The sequence below is a fragment of the Caballeronia sp. AZ7_KS35 genome, from assembly GCF_023631045.1.
In the GTDB taxonomy this organism is placed as follows: Bacteria; Pseudomonadota; Gammaproteobacteria; order Burkholderiales; family Burkholderiaceae; genus Caballeronia; species Caballeronia zhejiangensis.
In genome coordinates this window covers 149,546-168,248 of the sequence record NZ_JALQDV010000017.1, presented here as the reverse complement: position 1 = coordinate 168,248, position 18,703 = coordinate 149,546, and the positions used below count along the sequence as shown (strand labels likewise).

Annotated in this window: 18 protein-coding genes; 15 read left to right on the top strand and 3 right to left on the bottom strand. The window is 64.8% G+C overall.

All coding sequences use genetic code 11. The annotated features are described in order from the left end of the window. Positions 1 to 46: 46 nt before the first annotated feature. The 3 genes from accB to NCT05_RS14505 all read right to left on the bottom strand — a co-directional run bounded on the left by accB (position 47) and on the right by NCT05_RS14505 (position 2,254). Positions 47 to 520: an acetyl-CoA carboxylase biotin carboxyl carrier protein gene (accB, locus tag NCT05_RS14515; protein WP_008342903.1), complete on the bottom strand. Its 474-nt coding sequence runs from the start codon at positions 518 to 520 to the stop codon at positions 47 to 49. A gap of 528 nt (positions 521 to 1,048) precedes the next feature. Next, positions 1,049 to 1,588 carry a TlpA family protein disulfide reductase gene (locus NCT05_RS14510; protein WP_250502630.1) on the bottom strand — a complete coding sequence of 180 codons (540 nt, stop codon included), beginning with the start codon at positions 1,586 to 1,588 and terminating at the stop codon, positions 1,049 to 1,051. Positions 1,589 to 1,606: 18 nt separating this feature from the next. Further along, the gene (locus NCT05_RS14505) at positions 1,607 to 2,254 is read right to left on the bottom strand and encodes a hypothetical protein (protein WP_008342899.1); all 648 of its coding nucleotides are present in this window, start codon (positions 2,252 to 2,254) and stop codon (positions 1,607 to 1,609) included. A 201-nt stretch (positions 2,255 to 2,455) separates the two neighbouring features. Between NCT05_RS14505 and mpl the strand changes: the two genes are divergently transcribed. The 15 genes from mpl to NCT05_RS14430 all read left to right on the top strand — a co-directional run bounded on the left by mpl (position 2,456) and on the right by NCT05_RS14430 (position 18,661). Beyond that, entirely contained in the window at positions 2,456 to 3,859 is a 1,404-nt protein-coding gene (gene mpl / locus NCT05_RS14500; RefSeq protein ID WP_250435199.1) for a UDP-N-acetylmuramate:L-alanyl-gamma-D-glutamyl-meso-diaminopimelate ligase, read from the top strand. After that, complete coding sequence (locus tag NCT05_RS14495; protein ID WP_250502629.1) at positions 3,856 to 4,455, top strand: YqiA/YcfP family alpha/beta fold hydrolase; 600 nt, start codon at positions 3,856 to 3,858, stop codon at positions 4,453 to 4,455. The genes mpl and NCT05_RS14495 overlap by 4 nt, the downstream gene beginning before the upstream one ends. A 62-nt stretch (positions 4,456 to 4,517) precedes the next feature. Next, positions 4,518 to 6,572 (top strand): ribonuclease catalytic domain-containing protein, encoded by a 2,055-nt coding sequence (locus NCT05_RS14490; protein ID WP_250502628.1) that lies wholly within the window; start codon positions 4,518 to 4,520, stop codon positions 6,570 to 6,572. Next, on the top strand, positions 6,569 to 7,411 hold the full coding sequence (aroE, locus tag NCT05_RS14485; protein ID WP_239295161.1) for a shikimate dehydrogenase: 843 nt from the start codon (positions 6,569 to 6,571) through the stop codon (positions 7,409 to 7,411). The genes NCT05_RS14490 and aroE overlap by 4 nt, the downstream gene beginning before the upstream one ends. A gap of 1 nt (position 7,412) precedes the next feature. Continuing rightward, positions 7,413 to 8,171, top strand: coding sequence for a monofunctional biosynthetic peptidoglycan transglycosylase (gene mtgA / locus NCT05_RS14480; RefSeq protein WP_250502627.1), 759 nt, complete (start codon positions 7,413 to 7,415; stop codon positions 8,169 to 8,171). A 348-nt stretch (positions 8,172 to 8,519) separates the two neighbouring features. Further along, the gene (locus NCT05_RS14475; protein WP_008342893.1) at positions 8,520 to 9,449 is read left to right on the top strand and encodes an IclR family transcriptional regulator; all 930 of its coding nucleotides are present in this window, start codon (positions 8,520 to 8,522) and stop codon (positions 9,447 to 9,449) included. After that, entirely contained in the window at positions 9,446 to 10,420 is a 975-nt protein-coding gene (locus NCT05_RS14470) for a 2-dehydro-3-deoxygalactonokinase (RefSeq protein WP_250502626.1), read from the top strand. Before NCT05_RS14475 ends, NCT05_RS14470 begins: the two co-directional genes overlap by 4 nt. A gap of 15 nt (positions 10,421 to 10,435) precedes the next feature. Continuing rightward, positions 10,436 to 11,113: a 2-dehydro-3-deoxy-6-phosphogalactonate aldolase gene (locus tag NCT05_RS14465; RefSeq protein ID WP_250502625.1), complete on the top strand. Its 678-nt coding sequence runs from the start codon at positions 10,436 to 10,438 to the stop codon at positions 11,111 to 11,113. Next, on the top strand, positions 11,110 to 11,886 hold the full coding sequence (locus NCT05_RS14460; protein WP_250482245.1) for an SDR family oxidoreductase: 777 nt from the start codon (positions 11,110 to 11,112) through the stop codon (positions 11,884 to 11,886). Before NCT05_RS14465 ends, NCT05_RS14460 begins: the two co-directional genes overlap by 4 nt. A gap of 131 nt (positions 11,887 to 12,017) precedes the next feature. Beyond that, entirely contained in the window at positions 12,018 to 13,025 is a 1,008-nt protein-coding gene (locus NCT05_RS14455; RefSeq protein ID WP_008342889.1) for an arabinose ABC transporter substrate-binding protein, read from the top strand. A gap of 56 nt (positions 13,026 to 13,081) precedes the next feature. After that, positions 13,082 to 14,596 carry an L-arabinose ABC transporter ATP-binding protein AraG gene (gene araG / locus NCT05_RS14450; RefSeq protein WP_008342888.1) on the top strand — a complete coding sequence of 505 codons (1,515 nt, stop codon included), beginning with the start codon at positions 13,082 to 13,084 and terminating at the stop codon, positions 14,594 to 14,596. A gap of 18 nt (positions 14,597 to 14,614) precedes the next feature. After that, positions 14,615 to 15,631 carry an L-arabinose ABC transporter permease AraH gene (araH, locus tag NCT05_RS14445; protein WP_008342887.1) on the top strand — a complete coding sequence of 339 codons (1,017 nt, stop codon included), beginning with the start codon at positions 14,615 to 14,617 and terminating at the stop codon, positions 15,629 to 15,631. A 184-nt stretch (positions 15,632 to 15,815) separates the two neighbouring features. Then, on the top strand, positions 15,816 to 16,604 hold the full coding sequence (locus tag NCT05_RS14440; RefSeq protein ID WP_008342886.1) for an SDR family NAD(P)-dependent oxidoreductase: 789 nt from the start codon (positions 15,816 to 15,818) through the stop codon (positions 16,602 to 16,604). Continuing rightward, the gene (locus tag NCT05_RS14435) at positions 16,595 to 17,470 is read left to right on the top strand and encodes an SMP-30/gluconolactonase/LRE family protein (RefSeq protein WP_250502624.1); all 876 of its coding nucleotides are present in this window, start codon (positions 16,595 to 16,597) and stop codon (positions 17,468 to 17,470) included. Before NCT05_RS14440 ends, NCT05_RS14435 begins: the two co-directional genes overlap by 10 nt. Positions 17,471 to 17,557: 87 nt before the next feature. Beyond that, the gene (locus tag NCT05_RS14430) at positions 17,558 to 18,661 is read left to right on the top strand and encodes an aldose 1-epimerase (protein ID WP_502801791.1); all 1,104 of its coding nucleotides are present in this window, start codon (positions 17,558 to 17,560) and stop codon (positions 18,659 to 18,661) included. The last annotated feature ends 42 nt before the right edge of the window (positions 18,662 to 18,703 follow it).

Sequence of the window (18,703 nt, the reverse complement as noted above, 5' to 3'; positions counted from 1 at the left end):
CGGGCGGCGGCTGCGAGGCGCATCCGCGGCACGGCCCGGTGCGCCTTTAGTCGCCGATCACGAAGAGCGGCTGGCCGTACTCGACCGCCTGGCCGTTCTCGACGAGGATTTCCTTCACGACGCCGGCCTTGTCCGCTTCGATTTCGTTCAAGAGCTTCATCGCTTCGATGATGCACAGCGTCTGGCCTTCCTTCACCGTATCGCCGACCTGGATGAACGGATCCGCGCCCGGCGACGGCGCACGGTAGAACGAACCGACCATCGGCGAGGTCACGATGTGACCTTGCGGCGCGGCGGCCGCGGGCGCAGCGGCTGCCGGCGCGCCGGCTTCGCCTGCACCGCCGAATTGCGGCGCGGCCGGCGACTGCACTTGCGGTGCGTACTGCTGCGGCGCCTGCATGTAGACCGGCGCGGCGTTCTTGACGATGCGAACCTTGCCTTCACCTTCCGTCACTTCCAGCTCCGAGATGCCGGATTCCGAGACGAGGTCGATCAGCGTTTTCAGTTTACGAAGGTCCATCGAAAAATCCCCTTTCAATACTTGGAGACCGGGACTGCCCGGCACTTGACTTGATTTGTGGGTGTTCTGACTGCTCAGCCGCGAGTCGGCGCGGCCAGCCGTCGCACGCGCGCGCTCGCGAAAGCGCCCGCGCAAACGACGGCTGCAGAATCGGTCGGCACGCCGGTAGCGTTCATGTCGAACGTATCGGCGTGGTCGCTTCGAAGCGCGCGCCCGAACAGCACGCGGATGACGGCTGCGGATGCTCCACGCCTTCCGACCGCCGTTTTGCGGAGGTCGGACTTGACGGCGAGGGGGCCACATGGCACCGGCAGAGTTGTCATAGTCGCTTCGGGTTGTGCGGAATTCGGCGCACTTTAGCGCCGTTTAGAGAATTTTGTCTAGTTTTACTGTGCAGTCCGGCTCGCAACCATGGGACAAATTACCGCCGCGTATTGGGAGTCGCGTCGAATTTCCAGCAAGATCGGCGTACTGCGTGCTAACTCGCAGCTTACTCGACGCAAGCCACGGCGTACACGCAGCCAATTTTTACAGGCTGTCGAGCGTATGTTTCAGCTCGGCCGGGTCGACTTCGCCCAGTTTCGTGGAGCGGATTTTCCCATTCGTGTCGATCACGACGGTAAATGGCAGGCCGCCCGCATTATTGCCGAAGCTACGCGCAAGATCCGCGCCGCCGAAGCCGGTGACGTAGACGGGATAGGCGACCGGCACTTTCTTAAGAAAATCGTTGACGTTCTTCTCGCTATCGACGCCGAGTCCGACGAACGTGATGCCTTTCTTTTCGTAATCGCGCTGCATCGCGGAGAGCGTCGGCATTTCCTTCACGCACGGTCCGCACCACGACGCCCAGAAGTTCACGACGACCGGCTTGCCCTTGAACGCCGCGAGCGGTTGCGACGTGCCGGAAGCGCCCGGCGGCGTCGCCTTCCACAGTTGATCGACGGCGTTGCCGCTCGGCTGCGTCGCGGCCACGGTATCGCCGCCGGTGAACAGATGGCCCGCGTAGAAGCCGCCGACGGTCGCGGCGACAGCGACCACGAGGGCCGCCAGAATGCGTGTGCTTTTCATGAGCGTAGAGAAGAAAGATCAGCCGCTGATCTCGAGCGGCGGGACATCGGGGTGATCGAGCAGCGTGCGTACGGCCGCCGCGTTCGCGCGGGCGAGGCGGCCGCGGTTGTCCGCGCGCACCGCGCCGCGCAGATCGTCGGGACCGTAGAGCGCGATATGCACGCCGACCGGCTCCTCGTCGCGTGCGCGATGCAGAAAGCTCAGCGTCTCGACATAGCCGCGCCCGGCGAAGTGCCGCGTCTCCGACACGTCGTATTGCACGTTCGCGTTCAGCAGATAAATCGCGACTTCCTTGGGATTGTCGCAGAAGCATTGCAGATGAATATCGGAGTGCTCGCCTGCGGTGCCGTTGAGCACCGCGCCCGTCAGATATGGATCGAAGGGTGTCAGGCGCTCCATCCAGTCGAGCGCGACTTCGCGCATCCGGCGCAGCACGGCTGGCTGGCTGTCGCTCTGGAAAATCGCCTGATACTCGCGGATTTCCTCTTCGATCTGGTCGTTATCGGGCAGGAACTCGCCGCCGATCTTCGCCTCGCCGACGACCTGCCGCGCAGCCTTGCGCTTGGCGGTGGAGTAGTCGAGGCCGTCTTCGGCGATCATCCTCGCGGCAGCGATCGCGATTTCCTCGCGCACGCGCTGCGGATCGAAATGTGATTTGCGAACCATGCCGGAATGATACTAGATAAGCTCGAGCGGCCCTTTTGCGGGCCAAGGGCGGCAGGCTTGCGCCGGGGGAAAAGCGCTTAGCCTGCTCGGTTACAATATGCGCCTTCAGGCGCCTTTCTGCACGGGTTTGCCCTCAGGTTCACCGGTACGGCGCCGTTCCTGTTTTCGCATCTCAATCGCCCGCGCGGCGCGACACGGTTTATGCACATCCACATCCTCGGCATCTGCGGCACCTTCATGGGCGGACTTGCCGTCCTGGCGCGCGAGGCGGGCCACAAGGTCACCGGCTGCGACGCCGGCGTCTACCCGCCGATGAGCACGCAACTCGAAGCCCAGGGCATCGAACTGATCGAAGGTTACGGCATCGAGCAGCTCGCGCTCGAGCCGGATCTCTTCGTCATCGGCAACGTGGTGACGCGCGGCAATCCGCTGATGGAAGCCATCCTCGATCGCGGCCTGCCATACACATCCGGCCCGCAGTGGCTCGGCGAACATGTGCTGAACGGCAAATGGGTGCTCGCGGTGGCGGGCACGCACGGCAAGACCACGACGAGCTCGATGCTCGCGTGGCTGCTCGAAGACGCGGGCATGAATCCCGGCTTTCTGATCGGCGGCGTGCCGTTGAACTTCGGCATTTCCGCGCGCCTGACCGATTCGAGCTTTTTCGTCATCGAAGCCGACGAGTACGACACGGCATTCTTCGACAAGCGTTCGAAGTTCGTGCATTACCGTCCGCGCACGGCCGTGCTCAATAATCTCGAATTCGATCACGCCGATATCTTCCCCGATCTCGCGGCCATCGAAACGCAATTCCACCACCTTGTGCGCACGGTGCCGGGCGTCGGGCGCATCGTCACGAACGGGCGCGAGGCGGCGCTGGAACGGGTGCTCACGCGCGGCTGCTGGTCGGGCGTCGAACGCTTCGGCGTCGAAGGCGGATGGCAGGCGCTGCCCGTCGAACAAGGCGCCGCCGTCGACGAGCAGTTCGCCGTGTATTGGGAAGGCGAGCGCCAGGGCGTCGTCGACTGGCAGGTGCAGGGCGAGCACAATCGGATGAACGCGCTCGCTGCGATCGCGGCCGCGCGCTCGGTCGGCGTGCCGGCGGCGCAATCGGCGAAATCGCTCGCGAGTTTTCGCAACGTCAAGCGGCGCATGGAAGTGAAGGGCAGCGTCGACGGCGTCACCGTCTACGACGACTTCGCGCATCATCCGACCGCAATCGAGACGACCGTCGCGGGCCTGCGCACGCGCATCGGCAATTCGGATACGTCGCGCATCCTCGCCGTGCTGGAGCCGCGCTCGAACACGATGAAACTCGGCACGATGAAAGCGCAATTGCCGGCGAGTCTCGCGGGCGCGGATCTCGTCTTCGGCTACGGCGCGCGCGAAGGCCGCGACAAGCTCGGCTGGAATCTCGCAGAAGCGCTGTCCCCGCTCGGCGACAAGGCGCGGGCATTCGACGAAATCGAACCTCTGGTGAAGGCGGTCGCGGCCGCCGCGCGCCCCGGCGACCACGTACTCGTGATGAGCAACGGCGGCTTCGGCGGCGTCCATCAGAAACTGCTCGACGCGCTTTCGGCGCGTGGCGCAGGAGGACATTCGTGATTCTCTATCTGCACGGCTTTCGCTCGTCTCCCCAATCGTTCAAGGCGCGCGTGATGCACGCGCGGCTCGCGGAACTCGGGAGGCTCGGCGAATGGCAGTGCCCGTCGCTGCCGGTGTCGCCGTGCGATGCCGTCGCGCTGGCCGAATCGCTCGCGGCGAGCGAGAAAGCGGGCGATGTGACCGTCGTCGGCAGTTCGCTCGGCGGCTATTACGCGACGTATCTCGCGGAGAAACACGGCTGGCGCGCCGTGCTGCTCAATCCGGCGGTCGTGCCGGATCGCGATCTGAGCCATTTTCTCGGCGAGCAGCCGTTGTGGCACGGCGGCGGAACGATCACCGTGCTGCCGCGCCATCTCGACGAATTGCGCGCGCTCAAGGTCGAATCGATCACGCGGCCCGAGCGCTACTATCTGATCGCGGCGACGGGCGACGAAGTGCTCGATTACCGCACGATGCTCGACCACTATCCCGGCGTGCGAACCACGCTGATTCAGGGCAGCGATCACGCGATCAGCGACTTCCCGGCTTATCTCGCCGATGTCATCGCGTTCTGCGACCAGGCGCCGCCACCCGTGCGCGCGACCGCAGCCGCCTGAGCCCATTCATTCGCCGGCGCGCGGCAAGCGCGGCCCGGTCCACCGTTTTACGAGAGTATTGAGTGAACGTTTTCTTCGAGGAATCGGGTAGTTTCAAGGCCGGATCGGTGTTGTCGAAACAGGGCGACGCGTTCCAGGTCGAATTGCCGGGCGGCCGGCGCGCGAAAGTGCGCGCGAAAGACGTGCTGATCGAGTTCGAGAAGCCCGCAGCCGGCGATCTGATGCAGGAAGCCGACGCCATCGCGCAGGAGATCGATCTCGACTTCCTGTGGGAATGCGCGCCCGACGAGGAATTTCCGTTCGCCGCGCTGGGCGCGGATTACTTCGGCGACAAGTTCGGACCCGCCGAACGCGCGGCGCTCGTCCTGCGCATGCACGGCGCGCCGGTTTACTTCCGGCGCAAAGGGCGCGGCCAGTATCAGCGCGCGCCGCAGGAACAATTGCAGATGGCGCTCGCGTCGCTCGAACGCAAGCGTCAGCAGGCGCTCGTGCAGCAGGGCTGGGAAGAGGAACTGAAGGCGGGCAAGCTGCCCGATGCGCTGAAGGGCAAGGCGATCGGCCTGCTCACGAAGCCGGACAAGAATTCGATCGAGTACAAGGCGCTCGAAGCGGCGGCGGCGGCGCGCGGCATCTCGCAGACGCGGCTGATGCTCGAATGCGGCGGCATCGCGTCGCCCCGACAGTTGCACGAGGCGAAGTTCCTGTCGGAGTTCTTTCCGCACGGCATTGGCTTTCCGTCGGTGCAGCCGGGACCGCTGCCCGAGGATTTGCCGGAAGCGCACGTCGAAGCGTTCTCCATCGACGACGTCACCACCACCGAAATCGACGATGCCTTCTCCGTCGAGCATCTTTCGGATGGCCGCGTGCGCGTGGGTATCCACATCGCGGCGCCGGCGCTCGGCATTACGCGTGGCGACACGATCGACGCCATCGCGCGCGGGCGTCTCTCCACGGTCTACATGCCCGGCGACAAGATCACGATGCTGCCCGACAACGTCGTCGACGTGTTCACGCTCGGCGAGGGCGGGCTGCGCCCGGCGCTGTCGCTGTACATCATCGTGAATCGCGAGACGCAGGATATCGTCGCCACTGAAACGCGCGCCGAACGCGTGTTCGTGAAAAGCAACCTGCGCCACAACCATCTCGACGAGTTCGTCACCGAGGAAACGCTCGCGGCCGGCACGGGCGACTATCCGCACAAGGAAGACATCGCGGTGCTGTGGCCGCTCGCGCAGGCGCTCTTCGAAAAGCGTCAACAGGCGCGCGCGACTTACGGCCTCAAGCGCGAAGTGCAGCGCAACAACGACTTCAACTTTTATGTCGATGGCGAGCACATCACGATCACGCCGCGCCGTCGCGGTTCGCCGCTCGATCTGATCGTCGCGGAACTGGCGATTCTCGCGAATTCGTCGTGGGGCGCGTTCCTCAACGATCACGGCGTGCCGGGCATCTATCGCTCGCAGCGCGGCTTCGGCGGTCCGGGACCGAAACGCACGCGCATGCAGACGACGCCCGCGCCGCACGAAGGCCTGGGCGTCGCGCAATATGCGTGGAGCACGTCGCCGCTGCGCCGTTATGTCGACCTCGTCAATCAATGGCAGTTGCTCGCGTGCGTGCAGCATGGCGTGACGGCCAAACTCGCCGCGCCGTTCAAGCCGAAGGACGCGGACCTTTTCGCCGTCGTGCAGGGTTTCGACGACACGTACACCGCGTATGCCGATCACCAGCGCCGCATGGAGTATTTCTGGTGCCTGCGCTGGCTCAAGCAGGAGAACAGGAAGCACGTTCCCGCTTCGGTCATCAAGGACGATCTCGTGCGGCTCGAAGAGATTCCGCTGATTCTGCACGTGCCCGGCCTCGGCGTGCATGCGCGCGGCACGCGTGTGATGCTCGAAGTCGTATCGATCGACGAGCTGACGGTCGAAGCATCGTGCCGTCTGCTGCATGTGATCGACGCGCCGTCCGCGAGCGCGCCGGTCGAGGAAGAAGAGGCGGAAGAAGAGATCATCGAGACGAGCGATCTTTCTGCCGAAAGCGAAGCCGAAGCGCAGGCGGAAGCGTCGGTGGAGCAGCCACAACCGGAAACGCCCGACAACGCGCAGGAACCGACGCCATGAAAGACCAATACGCGGTGATCGGCAATCCGATCGAGCACAGCAAATCGCCGTGGATTCACGCGAAGTTCGCCGCGCAGACCGGCGAGCCGATCGAATACGGCCGCATTCTCGGGCCGCTCGATGGCTTCACGCGTGAAGTGAAGGCGTTCATCGCGTCGGGCGGACGCGGCATGAACGTCACCGTGCCGTTCAAGCTCGAAGCGCACGCGCTCGCCGATTCGCTGTCGCCGCGCGCGGCAGCGGCGGGCGCGGTGAACACGCTCGCCTTCGGGCCGGATGGCGTGCGCGGCGACAACACCGATGGCGTCGGCCTCGTGCGCGACATCGAAGTGAATCTCGGCGTGAGTCTGAAAGGCGCGCGCATTCTGCTGCTCGGCGCGGGCGGCGCGGCGCGCGGCGTCGTGCTGCCGATCTTCGATCGCGCGCCGGCGGCGCTCACCATCGTCAACCGCACGGCGGCGAAGGCGCATCAGCTCGTCGATCAGTTCGCGCAGAACGCGTCCGAGTGCGGCGTGCGTTTCTCGGGCGGCGGCGCCGACAGCGCGGAAGCCGGGCAGTACGACGTGATCGTCAACGCGACCGCGGGCAGCCTCGACGCCGCCTTGCCCGATTGCGACGACAGCGCGTTCGGCGCGGGCACGCTCGCCTACGACATGATGTACGGCGCGCAGCCGACCGTCTTCATGCAACACGCGTCGAAGCTCGGTGCGCGCGCATCGGACGGTCTCGGCATGCTGGTCGAGCAGGCCGCCGAATCGTTTTTCATCTGGCGCGGCGTGCGCCCGGATGGCGGCGCGGTGCTGCGCGATCTGCGCGCCGCGCTGGCCGCGAAAGCCTGACATGACCACCGCGCCCGTCGGCAGCCAGGGCAGCCGCTCGCCGCGCGTGCGCAAAGCGGTGCGGCTCGGCCCGGCGCGCTGGATCGCGTACGGCGTATCGGTGCTCGGCATCGCGTTCATCGCGACGCAAATGTGGTTCTTCGCGCAGATCGGCATCTGGACGATCGTCAATCCCGGTCCGACGGCCTTCATGCGCGCCGACGCGTGGACGCTCGCGAAGACGCATCCGGGCATTTCGCTGCAACGCACCTGGGTGCCGTACGAGCAGATTTCGCGCAATCTGAAGCGCGCGATCATCGCTTCGGAAGACGCGAATTTCGTCAATAACAACGGCTACGAAACCGACGCCATTCTTCAAGCGTGGGAGAAGAACAAGGCGCGCGGAAAAATCGTCGCGGGCGGCTCGACCATTTCGCAGCAGCTCGCGCGCAACCTGTTTCTGTCGCGCGAAAAGAGCTATGTGCGCAAGGCGCAGGAGCTCGTCATCACCTGGATGCTCGAGTTCTGGATGGACAAGGAACGCATCTTCGAGATCTACCTGAATTCGGTCGAGTGGGGCAACGGCGTGTACGGCGCGGAAGCGGCGGCGCGGTATTACTACAAGACATCGGCGGCGAAACTGACGGCCTGGCAGAGCGCGCGGCTCGCGGTGATGCTGCCGCGCCCTAAGTATTTCGACGACCATCGCAATGCGCCGTATTTGCCGCAGCGCGCGGGCGTCATCGCACGGCGGATGGGGGCGGCGGAACTGCCGCAGTGAAATTTAGCTGGCCGCGATAAACAATGCAAAGCCCTGATAATTCAGGGCTTTTTTGTTTTCCAGAAGCTTTCGGCTGCAAGCTTCTCTCCCATTATGTGAGCACGACGATCACATATTGAATAAATCGAAGAGCCGGAACTACAATCCGGCCAAAGCCTGAAACGGCACACGCGGACGACGACCGGAGCGACTTCCGGCGCGCACGACCAGAACAATGGAGACACGTCATGCATTCGATCGCACGCCCGCGCTCGCGGGCCTCCTTGCACGATTCGTACGCTCATTCCATCGGGGACGCGCCCGCGTGCGTCATCCGGCGCGCATCGTGATCGACGAGGGATTCGCGCCATGACCAAATTCCAGACCCCTGAAACCGACGTCGCCGAGGCGGGCGCAGCGCGCGCCAAGTCCAACGGCGCGAGCGGGACGAAGCACACACCCGATCCCGACGCCATCGCGCTGCCGAGCGCGCTCGTCGACATCACGCCGCAGCAGGCGGGCACGCAGACGCTATTGCGCGGCCTCGCGATTCTCGAAGCCGCCGCGAACGGCGCGCGCGACCTGCGCGCGTTCGGCGCGGCGCTCGGCACGACGCGCAGCACGACGCATCGGCTCGTGAGCTCGCTCGTGCAAGCGCGCTATCTGCGTCAGGTGCAGGGCGGCTATCTGCTCGGGCCGAAGCTCATCGAACTCGGCACGATCGCGCTCGAACAGATGCCGCTCACGACCGTCGCGCGACCGCATCTGCAGGCGCTGGCCGAGCATACGCACGACACGATCCATCTCGGCGTGCGCGACGGCGACGACGTGCTCTACATCGACAAGATTCCGGGCACGCGCGGCCTGGAGATGCGTTCGCGCGTCGGGCACCGGATGCCGCTCGCGTCGACGGGCATCGGCAAGGCGATGATGCTCGACCTCGAAGCGAACGCGTGGAAGAAGCTGCTGGAAGCGTCGCATCGCGTGCTCGCGAGAATGAGCTTCAAGCCCGACAACCGCCCCGACTTCGACACCTTCCAGCAGCGCATGACGCGCTATGCGCAAGGCGGCTTCACGTTCGATCTCGAAGAGAACGAGGCGTCGATCCGCTGCGTTGCCGCGCCGGTGCGCGATGCGTCGGGCGCGATCGTCGCGGCATTGTCGGTGGCGAGCACCATTCCCTACATGCCGCACGAGCGCATGGAGGAACTGATTCCGGTCGTGCAGCGCGAAGCGCACGCGATCTCCGAGGAACTTGGCTGGCGCGCGCCGCAGGCCGCCCGCAGGATCAAGCGATGACCGCATCTGTTTCCACGCCCGCGCTCATCGCGCTCGACTGGGGCACGACTTCGCTGCGCGCCTATCTGCTTGGCGCCGACGGTCTCGCCCTCGATACGCGCGCATCGTCGGCGGGCATCATGAATCTGCCGGCGGGCGGGTTCGATCAGGCGTTCGAGGAAACCTGCGGCGCGTGGCTCGACGCGCACGCGCACTTGCCGGTGATCGCGGCGGGCATGGTCGGCAGCGCGCAGGGCTGGGTCGAAGCGCCGTACGTCGAAACGCCGGCGAACGCCGATGCGCTCGTCGCGGGCATCGTCGATGTGAAGACGGCGCGCGGCGTCGTGCTGCATGTCGTGCCGGGCGTGCTGGAGCGCGGCGTGTTGCCCAACGTGATGCGCGGCGAGGAAACGCAGATTTTCGGCGCGCTGGCGAGCGAGCCGGCGCTCGGAAACGCGGGCGGCGCGCTGATTGGACTGCCGGGCACGCACGCGAAGTGGGCGTTCGTCGCCGATGAGCGCATCGAGCGTTTCTACACCTTCATGACGGGCGAGACCTTCAGCGCGCTGCGCGATCACACGATCCTCGGCCGCACGATGCATCCCACCGCGACGCACGACGAACAGGCGTTCCTGCGCGGCGTCGATACGGCGCGCGATGCCGGTCATCCCGGCATGCTCGCGACGATCTTCAGCACGCGCACGCTCGGCCTCACGGGCCAACTGAGCGCGGAGCAGCAATCGGATTATTTGTCGGGCCTGTTGATCGGCCATGAATTGCGCGGGCTGAACGAAGTGCTTGCGCGCGAACAATCCGCGCTCGCGGGAAAGCCCCTGCGCCTGATCGGCAACGATGCGCTTTGCAATCGCTATCGCGCCGCGCTCGCGCGTTTCGGATGCCACGATGCCGCCACGGTCGCGCACGCCACCGAGCACGGCCTTTATGGAATCGCCGCGCTGGCCGGGCTGGTCGCGGCCAGGCGCGCGGCCTGAAAAGGAGAGAACACGATGCAGCCTCCCATCAATCTGCCCGCGCCCTACGGCATGCACGCCGGTCTCGCAAAGGCGTTCGCCGCGTGCCCGCTGATCGCGATACTGCGCGGCGTCACGCCCGCCGAAGCCGCCGATCACGGCCGCGCGCTCTATGAAGCGGGCTTTCGCATCGTCGAAGTGCCGCTGAATTCGCCGCAGCCGTTCGACAGCATCGCGGCGATCCGTCAGACGCTGCCCGCCGATGCGATCGTCGGTGCGGGAACGGTGCTGCATCCGAGTTACGTCGATAGCGTGAAGGCCGCGGGCGGCGAGCTCATCGTGATGCCGCACAGCGACGCCGATGTCGTGCGCGCCGCGAAGGCGCAAGGTCTCGCGTGCGCGCCGGGCGTCGCGACGCCGAACGAGGCGTTTCTCGCGCTGAAGAACGGCGCGGACGTGCTGAAGATGTTTCCCGCCGAGCAGCTCGGCCCAACGGTGACGAAGGCATGGCGCGCGGTGATCGCGAAGGACGTGCCGCTCGTGCCGGTCGGCGGTATTGCGCCGGACAACATGGAGCCGTTCTTGAGCGCAGGCGCGAACGGCTTCGGCCTCGGCTCGGCGCTCTACAAGCCGGGCCAGAGCGCGGACGTCACGGCGCGGCACGCGAAGGCGTTCATCGACGGACTGGCCGTTACACGAGGCGCAGCCAGATGAACCGCCTCGCCGGCAAGGTCGCGATGGTCACGGGCGCGGGACGCGGCATCGGCGCGGCGATCGCGCTGGCGTTCGCGCGCGAGGGCGCACGCGTCGCGCTCGCGGAACTCGACATCGGCACGGCCCGCGAAACGGCCAAGCGCATCGGGGAAGAAACCGGCGCGAACGTCATCGCGGTCGAAACGGACGTGACGCAAAGCGCATCGGTGAAGGAAGCCGTCGCGCAGACCGAAGCCGCGCTCGGCCCGCTCGATGTGCTCGTGAACAACGCCGGCATCAACGTGTTCTGCGATCCGCTCACGATGACCGACGACGACTGGCGCCGCTGCTTCGCCGTCGATCTCGACGGCGTGTGGAACGGCTGCCGCGCGGTGTTGCCGGGCATGGTCGAGCGCGGGCGCGGCAGCATCGTGAACATCGCGTCGACGCACAGCTTCAAGATCATTCCGGGCTGCTTTCCGTATCCGGTGGCGAAGCACGGTGTGATCGGCCTCACGCGCGCGCTCGGCATCGAGTACGCGCCGAACAACGTGCGCGTGAATGCGATCGCGCCGGGTTACATCGAAACGCAACTGACGCTCGACTGGTGGAATTCGCAGGCTGATCCGAAGGCCGCGCGTCAGGCGACGCTCGATCTTCAGCCGATGAAGCGTATCGGCGAGCCGCGGGAAGTCGCGATGACGGCGGTGTTCCTCGCATCGGACGAGGCGCCGTTCATCAACGCCAGCTGTATCACCGTGGATGGCGGGCGAAGCGCGCTGTACCACGACTAAAGCAAACGAGATCACGAAGGAATGACGCACTGGCCGCTGTGCGGACATCAATCAACAAGAAAGCGGCCACACACTTCGTAGCGCCCGCGCGCGGGCATTTTTCGACATCGGAAAAAGTCGGGAGACAAAAAATGAAACGCAGACTGTTCCTCACGCTGATCGCCGCTGCCACGGCAACGAGCGCGTCCATGATCGCGGCGCCGGTCGCGCAGGCCGCCGACGAGGTCAAGATCGGCTTCCTCGTGAAGCAGCCGGAAGAGCCGTGGTTCCAGGACGAATGGAAGTTCGCCGAAATCGCCGCCAAGGAAAAGGGCTTCACGCTCGTGAAGATCGGCGCGCCGTCTGGCGAAAAGGTGATGAGCGCGATCGACAACCTCGCCGCGCAGAAGGCGCAGGGCTTCATCATCTGTACGCCGGACGTGAAGCTCGGGCCGGGCATCGTCGCGAAGGCGAAGGCCGACAAGCTCAAGATGATGACGGTCGATGACCGCCTCGTCGACGGTTCGGGCAAGCCGATCGAATCCGTGCCGCACATGGGCATTTCCGCATACAACATCGGCAAGCAGGTGGGCGACGGCATCGCCGCCGAGATCAAGAAGCGCGGCTGGGACATGAAGGATGTCGGCGCGATCGACGTGACTTACGAGCAATTGCCGACCGCGCATGACCGCACGGCCGGCGCGACCGATGCGCTCGTCGCCGCCGGTTTCCCGAAGGCGAACATCGTCGCCGCGCCGCAGGCGAAGACCGACACCGAGAACGCGTTCAACGCCGCGAACATCGCGCTGACGAAGAATCCGCAATACAAGCACTGGGTCGCCTACGGCCTGAACGACGAAGCCGTCCTCGGCGCGGTGCGCGCAGCGGAAGGCCGCGGCTTCAAGGCGGACAACATGATCGGCATCGGTATCGGCGGATCGGACTCGGCGTTGAACGAGTTCAAGAAACCGAATCCGACGGGCTTCTACGGCACCGTCATCATCAGCCCGAAGCGCCACGGCGAAGAGACGTCCGAGCTGATGTACGCGTGGATCAAGGACGGCAAGGCGCCGCCGCCGCTCACGCTCACGACCGGCATGCTGGCTACGCGTGAAAACGTGGCATCGGTGCGCCAGCAGATGGGACTGGCATCGAACTAAGTCTTTCGTGAGGGAAGCGGGCCGCGCGTGCGGTCCGCTCGAGAATAGGAGGCGATGTGTCAGCGACGCTGCGTTTTGACAATATCGGCAAGGTGTTTCCAGGCGTGCGCGCGCTCGACGGCGTGTCGTTCGACGTCAACGCCGGCGAAGTTCACGGTTTGATGGGCGAGAACGGCGCGGGTAAATCGACCTTGCTCAAGATTCTCGGCGGCGAGTATCAGCCCGATTCGGGGCGCGTGCTCATCGACGACAAGGAAGTGCATTTCGCGAGCGCGGCGGCATCGATTGCCGCGGGCATCGCGGTGATTCATCAGGAATTGCAGTACGTGCCGGATCTGACCGTGTCCGAGAATCTGCTGCTCGGCGCATTGCCGAACCGGCTCGGCTGGGTCGACAAGCGCGCGGCCAAGGCGCACGTACGCGAGCGGCTTGCGGCGATGGGCGTCGATCTCGATCCGAATGCGAAGCTGCGCAAGCTGTCGATCGCGCAGCGGCAGATGGTCGAAATCTGCAAGGCGCTGCTGCGCAACGCGCGCGTGATCGCGCTCGACGAACCGACGAGTTCGCTGTCGCATCGCGAGACGGAAGTGCTCTTCAAGCTCGTGCGCGATCTGCAGGCGGATAACCGTGCGCTGATCTACATCTCGCATCGCATGGACGAGATTTACGAACTGTGCAACGCGTGCACGATTTTCCGCGACGGGCGCAAGATCGCGTCGCATCTTTCGCTCGCGGATGTGCCGCGCGAAACGCTCGTGCAGGAAATGGTCGGGCGCGAGATCAGCGACATCTACAACTATCGCGCGCGTCCTTTGGGCGACGTGCGCTTCTCCGTGAAGAACGTGGAGGGCGATGCATTGAGCGCGCCCGCGAGCTTCGAAGTGAAGCGCGGGGAGATCGTGGGCTTCTTCGGGCTCGTCGGCGCGGGACGCAGCGAGCTGATGCATCTCGTCTACGGCGCGGACAAGAAGAAGGGCGGCGACATCATGCTCGACGGCAAGCCGATCAAGGTTCGCAGCACCGGCGAGGCGATTCGTCACGGCATCGTGCTGTGTCCGGAGGATCGGAAGGAAGAAGGCATCGTCGCGATGGCGACGGTCGCGGAGAACATCAATATTTCGTGCCGGCGACACTATCTGCGCGGCGGGCTGTTTCTGGATCGCAAGAAGGAGGCGCAGACGGCCGAGCGCTTCATCCAGTTGCTGAAGATCAAGACGCCGAGCCGGAAGCAGCGCATCCGTTTTCTTTCGGGCGGCAATCAGCAGAAGGCGATTCTGTCGCGCTGGCTCGCGGAGCCGGACCTGAAGGTCGTGATTCTCGACGAACCGACGCGCGGCATCGACGTCGGCGCGAAGCATGAGATCTACAACGTGATCTATCAGCTTGCCGAGCGCGGCTGCGCGATCGTGATGATTTCGTCGGAATTGCCGGAAGTGCTGGGCGTGTCGGACCGGATCGTCGTGATGCGGCAGGGGCGTATCGCGGGCGAACTTGCGCGCGAGAAGGCGAGCGAACAAACAGTGTTGAGCCTTGCGCTGCCGCAGGCGGAAACGGTCGCGCAGGCGGCGTAAAGACGAGAGGAGCGAATCATGGAAGCAAGAGAAAACATCGTGGGGCAAGCGACGGAAAGCGTCGCGAACGCGCTGATCCCGCAAAAGAACGACAAGCAGAAGTGGTGGCAGCAGATCACGGAGTACAGCCTGATCGTGATCTTCATCGTGATGTTCCTGACGATGTCGCTGACCGTCGATCACTTCTTCTCGATCGAGAACATGCTCGGCCTCGCGCTGTCGATCTCGCAGATCGGCATGGTCGCGTGCACGATGATGTTCTGCCTCGCGTCGCGCGACTTCGACTTGTCGGTGGGCTCGACGATCGCCTTCGCCGGTGTTCTGTGCGCGATGGTTCTGAATGCGACGGACAACACGTTCATCGCGATCATCGCGGCGGTGGCGGCTGGCGCGGTCATTGGTTTTGTGAACGGCGCGGTGATCGCTTATCTGCGAATCAATGCGCTGATTACGACCTTGGCGACGATGGAAATCGTGCGCGGGCTCGGGTTCATCGTGTCGCACGGGCAGGCGGTGGGTGTGTCGTCGGATACGTTCATCGCGCTCGGCAGTCTGTCGATGATCGGGATTTCCCTGCCTATCTGGGTCACGCTTGCGTGCTTCATCGTTTTTGGCGTATTGCTCAATCAGACGGTGTATGGACGTAATACATTGGCTATCGGCGGTAATCCCGAGGCTTCGCGGCTCGCGGGGATCAATGTCGAGCGCACGCGTGTGTGGATCTTTTTGATTCAGGGCGCTGTGACCGCGCTGGCTGGGGTCATTCTCGCTTCGCGCATCACGTCGGGACAGCCGAATGCCGCTCAAGGCTTCGAGCTCAATGTCATTTCTGCCTGTGTTCTTGGCGGTGTTTCTCTGCTGGGCGGTAGGGCGACGATTTCCGGTGTCGTGATTGGCGTGCTCATCATGGGCACTGTCGAGAACGTCATGAACCTTTTGAATATCGACGCGTTTTATCAGTACCTCGTGAGAGGGGCTATCCTGCTTGCTGCCGTTCTGCTCGATCAGTTGAAGAATCGCGGGTCGCGGGATTGATGTTTTTGCGGTTGATGTCGTTGTTGATGTTTTGCCGTTGATGTCGCTGGATCCCGTTTTCGTGTCGGTCTATCAGCGTTGCCCCTGTGCGGGGCGGCAGTGCTAAGACCACTAAGAAACCGGGATCCGGCAAAAGCGCAAAGCTAACAAGCGCGACAAGCGCAGCAAGGAGAGACAAAACCCAATGGCAACGATCGAAAAGAACCTCGCAAGATACCCCAGCCTGCAAGGCAAAACAGTGCTGATAACCGGAGGCGCAACCGGCATCGGCGAAGGCTTCGTCGAACACTTCTTCGATCAGGGCGCGAAAGTCGCCTTCTTCGACATCGACACCGACGCTGGCGAAGCGCTCGCCGACCGCCTCGGCGCAGCCCTGCAAGAAGGCCAGACCCGCCCGATGTTCCTCAACGTCGACCTGACCGACATCGACGCACTCCGCAAAGGCATCGCCGATGTAAGAGCCGCCCTCGGGCCCATCAACGTGCTTGTCAACAACGCTGCCAACGACAAACGCCACGCAATCGAAGACGTCACGCCCGAGTCGTACGATGCAGGCATCGCGGTCAACATCCGCCATCAATTCTTCGCGGCGCAGGCCGTCATCGACGACATGAAGCGCGCGGGCGGCGGCTCGATCATCAATCTCGGCTCGATCAGCTGGATGCTCAAGCAAGGCAACTTCCCCGTCTACACGACGTCGAAATCGGCAGTGCAAGGCATGACGCGCGGCCTCGCGCGCGATCTCGGCAAATTCGGCATCCGCGTGAATACGCTCGTGCCGGGCTGGGTGATGACCGAGAAGCAAAAGCGTCTGTGGCTCGACGAGGCCGGCAAGGAAGCAATCAAGCAAGGCCAGTGCATCGACGGAGAACTGCTGCCCGCACACCTCGCGCGCGCGGCGCTCTTTCTCGCATCGGACGACAGCAAAATGATCACGGCGCAGGACATGATCGTCGACGGAGGATGGGCCTGATGAATCCGATGCGAGCGCAACTTCTCATCGACAGCCAGTGTTCGCTCGGCGAAGGCGCGACGTGGTGCGCCGCGAGCGGCCGCTTCTGGTGGACCGATATCGAAGGCAAGAAGCTATGGCGCTACGATCCGCGCGACGGCGCGAGCGAATCGTTCGACATGCCCGAGCGGCTTGCGTGCTTCACGCCGTGCGCCGATGCGCGTTTCCTGCTGCTCGGCCTCGCATCGCGGCTCGCGTTCCATGAAATCGCGACGGGCAAGATCGAAACCATCATGGAAGTCGAAGCCGATCTGCCGACGCGCCTGAACGACGGCCGTTGCGACCGCGAAGGGCGCTTCGTGTTCGGCACGAAACACGACGTGGACGATGCGCAACCGGTCGGCGCGTTTTATCGGCTGAATGCGGATCTGTCGCTGGAAAGGCTGCCGCTAGGGAATTGCGCGATCTCGAATAGCATCGGCTTCTCGCCCGATGGGGCGACGATGTACTACTGCGATTCGCCCACGCGTCAGATTCGCGTATGCGACTATCCGACCTTCGACAACGACCGCGTGTTCGTCGAGCTGACGGATGCGACCGGCGTGCCCGACGGCTCGATCGTCGATGCGGACGGCGGCTTGTGGAACGCGCAGTGGGGCGGGGCGCGCGTCGTGCGCTACGAAAGCGACGGCCGCGAGACGGCGCGCATCGACGTGCCGAGCGCGCAGCCGAGTTGCGCCGCGTTCGGCGGCGCGGACTTCGGCACGCTGTATGTGACGACGGCGCGCATCGGCCTCGGCGAAACAGACGCGCACGCAGGCGGCGTGTTCGTCGCGACGCCCGGTGCACGCGGCATCGCGGAAGCCGTATTTGCGGGCAAGGCGTAACCAGAACACGAGGCGGCGCGCGATCGACGCGCCGCCCGACCCATCCCGGCAACGCCGGGTTCTTCGCCTCTCGATGGAGCACGAGTCATGGCTGTCGCGCGAACAGAGCAAAGACCGAATCCTGCATCGATGTCCAAGGAACAGGCGAACGCCCGCCGTGCGCGGCTCGCCGCCGCCACCGAACCGCCGATCCGTCCCGGCCCGAGCACCGCGGTCGTCGCGATGGGCGGCGCCGATGTCGACGGCTGCATCACGCTCGCCAACGCGCATTTGCGGCTCGAACTGGCACCGTCGCTCGGCGGCGGCATCACGCGCTTCGACTGGCGGCACGAAGGCACGCTCGTGCCGATCTTCCGGCCGTGCGTCGCGCCGGGACCGGACACCGATCCGAATCAGCTCGCGTGCTATCCGCTTTTGCCGTATTCGAACCGCATCGGCAACGGACACTTTCAGTTTTCCGGACGCTCGATCGAGGTCCCGTGCAATCGCCCGGGCGAACCGCTGCCGCTGCACGGCGATGGCTGGCTCGGCGCGTGGGAAGTCGCGGATCAGGATTCCGCGCGCGTGCGTCTCACGCTCGATCGCAGCGGCGGCATGCCTTACGCGTTTCGCGCCGCGCAGACTTACACGCTCGACGAAGCGACGCTCGCCGTGACGCTCGATGTCGAAAATACCGGCGACGAAGCGCTGCCGTTCGGCCTCGGGCTGCATCCGTTCCTGATGCGCGAGGCGGACACGGAGTTGTCGGCGGCGGCGGGCGGCGTGTGGCTGTGCGGCGACGACTGGCTGCCTGTGCGGCATGTTCCGACGCCGCCCGCGTGGCAATTCGGCGTTGCGTATCCGATGCCATCGGAAATGGTCAACAACGCGTTCACCGGATGGAGCGGGCGCACGAGCGTGCTGTGGCCGAAGCGCCGCCTGTCGCTAACGATCGCCGCCGACACCGACTACTACGTCCTTTACGCGCCGCCCGGCGAAAGCTTTTTCTGCTTCGAGCCGGTCGATCATCCGATCAACGCGGTGAATCTGCCCGGCGGCGGGGAAGCGAACGGCATGACCGTGCTCAAACCGGGCGAACGCTTGTCGCGGGAATTCCGCTTCACCGTCGAGCGCACCGGGGAAGCGACGCGGCGCGGAAGGCCGCGCACGCGGGCAGGCGCGAAGGCGCGGGCACGGGACGCGGCGCGCTAAGCCGCGCCGGAAGACGCGACGGAAGATGACGCCACGCACGTT